General features: G+C 49.7%; 6 protein-coding genes and 1 other annotated feature. Of the genes, 3 read left to right on the plus strand and 3 right to left on the minus strand.

Annotation, left to right across the window (positions count from 1 at the left end; genetic code table 11):
• The coding region (locus tag AQR02_RS16310; protein WP_108722063.1) for a polysaccharide deacetylase family protein at nt 1-792 on the plus strand (792 nt) is incomplete at its 5' end.
• A 142-nt stretch (nt 793-934) separates the two neighbouring features.
• Here AQR02_RS16310 and AQR02_RS16315 read toward each other — a convergent pair.
• From AQR02_RS16315 to AQR02_RS16325, 3 genes are read right to left on the minus strand one after another with little or no spacing between them, the layout of a single operon-like run.
• Nucleotides 935-1,768: a metallophosphoesterase gene (locus tag AQR02_RS16315; protein ID WP_159067775.1), complete on the minus strand. Its 834-nt coding sequence runs from the start codon at nt 1,766-1,768 to the stop codon at nt 935-937.
• An 8-nt stretch (nt 1,769-1,776) separates the two neighbouring features.
• Nucleotides 1,777-2,148 carry a hypothetical protein gene (locus AQR02_RS16320; RefSeq protein WP_054941383.1) on the minus strand — a complete coding sequence of 124 codons (372 nt, stop codon included), beginning with the start codon at nt 2,146-2,148 and terminating at the stop codon, nt 1,777-1,779.
• Nucleotides 2,145-2,738, minus strand: a complete 594-nt coding sequence (locus AQR02_RS16325; protein WP_054941384.1) for a CPBP family glutamic-type intramembrane protease — start codon at nt 2,736-2,738, stop codon at nt 2,145-2,147. The genes AQR02_RS16320 and AQR02_RS16325 overlap by 4 nt, the downstream gene beginning before the upstream one ends.
• 69 nt (nt 2,739-2,807) lie before the next feature.
• Here AQR02_RS16325 and AQR02_RS16330 point away from each other — a divergent pair, with 69 nt between their 5' ends.
• Both AQR02_RS16330 and serA read left to right on the plus strand, forming a co-directional pair.
• Complete coding sequence (locus AQR02_RS16330; RefSeq protein WP_054941385.1) at nt 2,808-3,716, plus strand: hypothetical protein; 909 nt, start codon at nt 2,808-2,810, stop codon at nt 3,714-3,716.
• Between the two features lie 110 nt (nt 3,717-3,826).
• Nucleotides 3,827-4,053: a binding site (T-box leader), on the plus strand.
• A 242-nt stretch (nt 4,054-4,295) separates the two neighbouring features.
• Nucleotides 4,296-5,888, plus strand: coding sequence for a phosphoglycerate dehydrogenase (gene serA / locus AQR02_RS16335; RefSeq protein ID WP_054941386.1), 1,593 nt, complete (start codon nt 4,296-4,298; stop codon nt 5,886-5,888).
• The last annotated feature ends 239 nt before the right edge of the window (nt 5,889-6,127 follow it).

Below are 6,127 nucleotides of genomic sequence, written 5' to 3' on the forward strand. Positions count from 1 at the left end.
CAGGGTAAGACCCCTGCAGCACCAAGTCCTTCACCTTCTCCTTCTCCGACCTCTGAAGGCACCGGAGGAAATGAAGCAGCAGCCGCAACGGCTACTTCCGGAACAGCACCGGCCCAGCCCAGTGAAGAACCGGCTGCAGCAGAAGTCCCGCTGCTGTATCACATGAACAAAAATTACGACATTGTCCCAAATGAAGAAGGTACGAATAAAAAAGTGGTTCTGCTTACCTTTGATGACGGTCCTAAGGAAGCGGATATGATTAATTCACTGATCGACACGCTGGATAAACATCAGGCGAAGGCAATCTTTTTCGTGAACGGCTACCGGGTGAAGGAACATCCAGAACTGCTAAAGCTGATCCACGACCGCGGCGGCATTCTAGGCAATCACAGCTGGGATCATATTGTCCTGAAAGATAAATCGTACAGCGAAGTAAAGAAACAGATTGAGAATGTGCAGACTATCGTGAAGCAGGTTACCAGTGAATCCCCGGTATTCTTCCGTCCGCCGCACGGTGCAGGCGGGGATGTCGGCAAAAAGATAGCTGCGGAGAACGGTCTGCTTTATATGACCTGGTCTGTCGGATCGCTGGATTGGGAAATGAAAGAGAAGGAACAGGGAAAAACCGATACACTGATCAAAAATGTGACAGACCAGCTCCATTCCGGCAGCAATATACTGATGCATGAGCTTCCATGGACTGTGGAGGCACTGGATAAGCTGCTTACCACACTGGAAGGCAAAGGATACACCTTTGTCGACCCGCGAAGCATTGAGCTGAAGATGCGCTAAGTATAAAGTACTTGTACCCCCAAAAAAAGGGATCCCTGGCACTATTGCCCGGGATCCCTTTTTTACGTTTACATTAGGGTATGAACAGAACTCGTTGAAAGGGGAACACCCAATTCATTCATAACATGTATGCGTCAAGTCTTCAAGTTCTAGCCCTGTCCTGTCCTAGACGCAGCGTCAGCACATGAATTTCTGCAGGACTGCGCCAGCGGATCGGGAGGTGTGCCGTGCCGAAGCCGCGGCTGATCAGCAGCTTGGCATCGGCTCCGGTTCCGTCTTCCCGTGGAATGCTGTATTTACCGGCATTATATGTACGATAGAACGGATCGGCATGCATTTGCAGGCCAAACGGCAGAACAACCTGGCCGCCATGCGTGTGCCCTGCAAGGACAAGCTCCGCAGGAACGGAGGACTGCTTCGAGAGCCACAGCGGGTCGTGAACGAGGATGATCCTGCAGTAAGGTACAGCAGATAAAGGAGCAAGCGGTAATGGGGCATACTTTCTTTTGCCCCCCTGCCTTGGGAAATCCACACCTGTCAGCAGCAGCTTCTGCCCTTTCCGTTCGAGAAAGACGTTCTCATCCATAAGCAGTCTGGCTCCGCTGCTGCGGATAATATTATCTACCAGAGCAACCTTTGCCCTGTAGTCATGATTTCCATGAACGGCATATACAGGAGCAATCGAACACAGTAATTTCATATTATCAGAAAGACGGCTTAGCGGATTCCCTTTCTCAGTGATATCGCCGCCCAGGAATACGGCATCGATCTCCCCGCCCAGGGAGGCCTGTAAGGCTTTGGGAAGCCGTCTGCGGTGGATATCAGTAATAAACAAAATACGGAAGCCGTCAAATCCTGGAGGCAAAGCATCCAGGACTATTTCCTCGGCAATAATTCTATGCTTGTAAGCGGCAGCAAACATTATTGATCCAAAGATGCAGAGCGCAAGAACAGCAGCTGCCGCTACTGCTGTCATCCAGGCGGTTACCATAACGTCCTCAGCTCAGGTGCGCCTTCAATTCCCCACCATACAAGCGATGCAAGCAGCAGGACAAATATAAAATACAGCGAGTTGACGAATATTTTACTCAGGCGGATGCGTTCAGAAGGATAGCTCTGGGAGCGGGAAGGCGTATCTTCCGCCTCCTGAGTTGTCTGGCGGTTTCCTGCAGGCTTCGGTGAAGCTGCCGCATATTTCGCTTTTCTGGACAGCGTTCCAGGCACCGGTACAACCGGTTCATTCTGCGCAGTGGTTGATAGGGTTGTACTCATTGCTTTTTCCCTCTTGAGTTGAGGCTGGCCTTTGCCTTTATTTTGTTTACGGCGGGATTTCACCCGGCTTAATTCCTCGCTCATGATTCCCTCCTGTAGCGGATCACTAGCCCTGAGAACAGATCGATCAGGAAATGACATAATATCGGCGCCCACAGGGTTCCTGTGTGGATGTAAATATATCCCAGACCATAGCTGCTGAGGAACACCCAGCCGGTCGGAATAAAGTGGCGCAAATAACGCACATGAATCACTGCAAACAAAATGCTTGTCCAGTAGGGTCCGAATGCGTGCTGGATAGCTCCCCTGAACAACAGCTCTTCGCATACGGCCACCATGGCCGCGATGATGATGATGTGCCAGAGCGGCCTGCGGCCGAATAAAAGGTCATTTATGCCTCCGTCATCCATGCTTTCTTCCGGTACGATATGGGTTAACAAAAAATCCACAATCAGCATAATTCCCGCTAAACCAAGGCCCCAGAGCACAAATTTGGCGTTGCCGGGAAAATTTAATATGTCAAACGGATTTCTTTTCTGCAATAATATCCATATCAAACCGATAAATAAGGTAAGCCCCTGTGTAATATAGAGATTCAGCAGAAGCAGCTTGTCAGTGAGATGCTGAGGGTCGGCCTTTTTGATTTTGAATTCGCCAAATTTAAATTTTTTCATGGTAACCTGCCTGTTCTAAATTGTTTTTACATAAATAAGATAATTTCCCTAGAAGAAGGAGCACTAATTATGAATAGCCGTACCTCCCGCACTCAAATGTTATATACCCTAAGTTTTCTATTTTTCCTGATTTGCGCATTTGCCGCATTTTTCACGGGAGTGAAGGTTGGGGCTGATAAGACAGAGGCAAAATATTCTTATCTGAACGATGCTGAAGGGGCGGTGGAGGAATTCTCCGGCTCTTACCAGCAGCAGGACCTTGTTACTTTCTATCATAACGTATTTTTGCCTTACCGGGAATTCAAGCGGAATTGGAACAATGAAGTAGAAAATCTCGCACGCAGCACGGATGCACGTGAGAACGCGGCAACGCTGAAAAATCTCAGCATCCTGGCGGACAAGCAATATGACAAGGTGAGCAAGGACTCGCTGTTTACCAGTTCTCCCCTTTTGTTCCAATCCCAGCTTAACATACTTAAAAGCCTGACGCTCTTCTCCCAGGCTTCGAGCAAGGTTACCGCAGGGACATCCGGCGCCGAAACTGCCAAAGTACTTAAGAACGACACTTTTACAGCAAGTGCTATTAAATTCGGGCTGCTCGGTCAAAAAGACTTCTACGATTCCATGCTCAAATGGGGTTCCAAAACGAACAGCAGTATCCCTGCTGAGGCCGGGGAGCTCAAAACGCTGTCCTTCGTAGCATGGAAAAAGATGCCTCTCCTGCTTAAGAATTCGACTATCGCGAATATTATGCTGAACCGGAAGATATACGGCGGATACGATCCTCAGGATATTACAGCGAAGATCGATGATATGATCTATTCCGGCACAGCCAGCTCCCTGAAACTGAAGGACGTCCAGTCTTCGGTCACCCTGTTAATTTCAACGGGCGCTATACAGGAGCAGGACTTCATGAAATGGCGGGAACAGTACTATGGCAAGGAAATCATGCCGCAGCTGCCCTTCTTTTACGAGTAGAAGCAGCTATTGCATCATAACGAAAAATGAAATCCACTTCAAGGCGGCCCGGCGAATAAGCCTATTGACACATCTGGCATCACCATGTTACATTATGAAAAATTAATCACGCAAAACCGATGAAGGAACAAAGATTCTGGTAGTCTTCAGAGAGCCGGTGGGTGGTGCAAACCGGTGGCGGACAGAATTTTTTAGCGCTCCTGAGATATTGTATCGAACGAATAGTAGGTGCAATCGGATCATCTCCGTTATCAGTGTGGCCTTTGCAGGCCAATGAGGCTGCTTCTTAACAGTTGCAGTGAATTAGGGTGGTACCACGATAACTCTCGTCCCTTACTACGGCAGTAGTATGGGGTTGGGGGTTTTTTTGTTACCCAAATTCATGGTTTTTGGTCTAAAAGGCCCACTGTCCGTGTTTCTGGTGTTCGTGCACGCTTTCTCTTTTATGCGACAGCGCGTTACTCTGTTATTTTGACAATGCTATACAACTGTTATTGAGGAATCTGGTACTGTGGACTGCCTCTTGAGGGCATCCTTAGGCATATTAAGCTTTCTAACTTTTAAGGGGGATAAGAAACCATGTTTAAAGTATTAGTATCGGATCCGATCAGTGATTTGGGCATTCAGCAATTGATGGACGCAAACGATGTAGTTGTGGACAAGAAAACAGGACTGAGCGAAGATGAGCTGATTGCCATCATTGGCGAATATGACGGTCTGCTTGTCCGCAGCCAGACGACGGTTACAGAGAAAATAATCGCTGCCGGCACCAACCTGAAGGTTATCGGCCGTGCCGGAGTCGGAGTCGACAATATCAAGCTGGAGGCGGCTACGCAGCGCGGTGTCGTGGTCATTAACGCCCCGGACGGAAATACAATTACTACCTGTGAGCATGCATTTGCCATGATGATGGCACTCGCGCGCCACATCCCGCAGGCTTATGCCAAGACGATTTCCGGGGTGTGGGATAAGAAGACCTTCCTTGGCGTAGAGCTGCGCGGCAAAACATTAGGTGTACTCGGTATGGGCCGCATCGGCAGCGAAGTAGCTAAACGCGCAAAAGCGTTCGGCATGAATATTCTCGCTTACGATCCGTTCCTGACCTCTGACCGTGCGGAGAAGCTGGAAGTTAAACTTGCTTCCGTTGACGATATCGTCCGTGGTGCGGATTTCATTACCGTACACACTCCGCTCACCGCCGAAACCCGCCACATGATTTCCCGCCCGCAGTTTGAAGTTATGAAAAAGGGAATGCGTATCATTAACTGTGCCCGCGGCGGAGTCATTGATGAAATGGCACTCGTTGAAGCAATCGACAGCGGTATCGTTGCCGGGGCCGCCTTCGACGTATTCGAGAAGGAACCGCCGCAGGCCGATCACCCGTTCCTGTCCCATCCTAAGATCATCGTGACCCCGCATCTCGGTGCCTCGACCGTAGAAGCCCAGGAGAACGTAGCTATCGACGTATCGGAGCAGGTGCTGCACATTCTGCGCAACGAGCCGTTCATCAATGCTGTTAACATTCCGCCGGTTGCACCAAGCGTGATGAATAAGCTCCAGCCATACTTCACCCTCGGCGAGAAGCTTGGCAGCTTTGCTACACAGCTCACACACGGTGCGATCAGTGAAATCACAGTCGAATATGCCGGAGATCTCTCGGACGTGGATACACAGCCGCTGACCCGTTATATTGTTAAGGGTGTGCTCTCCCGCCACTTCGGCGGCGATGTCAACATCGTCAACTCCATGCATTTGGCTAAAACCCGGGATGTTAATGTAATTGTTACGAAATCCCCTAAGACTAAAGGCTTCACTAACCTAATTACCGTTACTCTGAAAGCCGATCCGGACGAGGAACGCCTGGTAGCCGGTACCCTGCTGCAGGGATACGGCGAGCGTATCGTCCAGGTCAATAAATTCCCGGTTGACATTGCTCCGGAGGGCCATCAAATTCTGATCTCCCACAACGATAAACCGGGAATTATCGGTCACGTCGGCACATTGCTGGGCGAAAATGACGTCAACATCGCATCCATGCAGGTGGGACGCAAAATCGTCGGCGGTGCGGCAATCATGCTTCTAACCGTCGACAAAGCAGTACCGCAGCAAGTCCTGGTTAAGCTGGCCGGATTGCAGGAAATTAACACAGCAGAAGAAGTTATTCTGCTGTAGAATCTTTTAGTGTTAAAAACGCTCGTTCGGAATGCGGCTGGATTGCCGTTCATTCCAAACGAGCGTTTTTCTTTATTCCGGGACGTGAAAGACCGGAACTCTGCGTCCGTCAATATCCGTGAATCCGTATTTCTCCGCCAGATCTCCTACCTGCTGTGGAATTCCCGTCATACCCATCATATCAGCATCGGCGGCCAGGGCCACTACTGCCCGGCCAATATACGCCGTAGATTCACTTG

Origin of the sequence: Paenibacillus ihuae, from assembly GCF_001368795.1 — a bacterium.
In the GTDB taxonomy this organism is placed as follows: Bacteria; Bacillota; Bacilli; order Paenibacillales; family Paenibacillaceae; genus Paenibacillus_AQ; species Paenibacillus_AQ ihuae.